The organism is Nocardia brevicatena NBRC 12119 (assembly GCF_000308495.1).
GTDB classification, from domain to species: domain Bacteria; phylum Actinomycetota; class Actinomycetes; order Mycobacteriales; family Mycobacteriaceae; genus Nocardia; species Nocardia brevicatena.
This window is the reverse complement of sequence record NZ_BAFU01000175.1, coordinates 1-1051: the sequence shown is the minus strand read 5'-3', so window position 1 is coordinate 1051 and position 1051 is coordinate 1. Positions and strand designations below refer to the sequence as shown.

At 68.7% G+C, this 1051-nt stretch carries 1 protein-coding gene; it reads left to right on the top strand.

Going from position 1 to position 1051, the window contains the following annotated elements:
- On the top strand, positions 1–1051 hold a 1051-nt coding region (locus ON20_RS25815; RefSeq protein WP_040839623.1), incomplete at both ends, for a hypothetical protein.

Genomic DNA, 1051 nt, shown 5'->3' with positions numbered 1-1051 from the left:
GCCGCACCCTCTACGCCCTGGCGCAAGCGCTCGGCGTGACGGTCGGTGATCTCACCGGACATGAACAGGACCGTCTCGACCCGTCCGCGGCCGGATTCCATGCCGCGGTTCCCGATATCGAAACAGCGCTGTGGACGGCCGGGAACACCACCCCAACCGGGCCGGCGCGGACGCTCGACGAACTGGCCACGGCCGCCCAACACGCGGCGAAGCTGCGCATCCAATGCGATTACGCCCGGCTCGGGCCGATGATCGCGCCCATACTCACCGACTGCTACCGGCAGCTACGGGACGCGACCGGCACCGACCGTGACCGGGCGTGGGACATCATGGCCACGATCGCGCACACCACGACCACCGCGTTGAAGGCCCGCGGGTATCCGGCCCTGTCGTGGACAGCGGCACAGGAAGCCGAGAAGGCGGCGCAGAACCTCGGCGGCACGGCCGCGTTGGCCGCTACCGCATTCGCCCGAAGTCAGGTCCTGTTGTCGCGACCCGGCTCCCTGGCGTCCGCGCTCGAGCACGCCGAGAGCACCGCGGAGAAGATCGCGCCCGATGTGCACACGGTCGGCGACGTCGAAACCTACGGGATGCTGCACCTACAAGCGTCGCTGGTGACCGCGGCCCTGGGCGGCGACCCCGAACCGCACCTTGCCGAAGCCGCCGAGCAAGCCGACCGACTCGCCGACGCCGAGCCGGGTACCTCGATCCTGCGCAATCCCACCTTCGGGAAGGCGAACGTCACGCTGTGGCGCATGTCGGCGGCCATGGAACAACGCGAACCCGGCCAGGTGCTCACACTCGCGCCGAAGCTCTCACCGGACCAGCTACCGGCCGAAGGCCGACGAGCACAGTACTTCGTGGAAATCGGCCGCGCGCACGCCATGCAGCGCAACTACCGGGAATCGCTACACGCACTACTCCGCGCCGAACATGCCGCACCCCAACACATCCGCAATATGAACCATGTTCGGGAACTGGTCGGGCACATGATCCGCTCTGCCCGGCGCGACCTCACCACGGGCGAGCTCGGCCGCCTGGCTCAACGGGT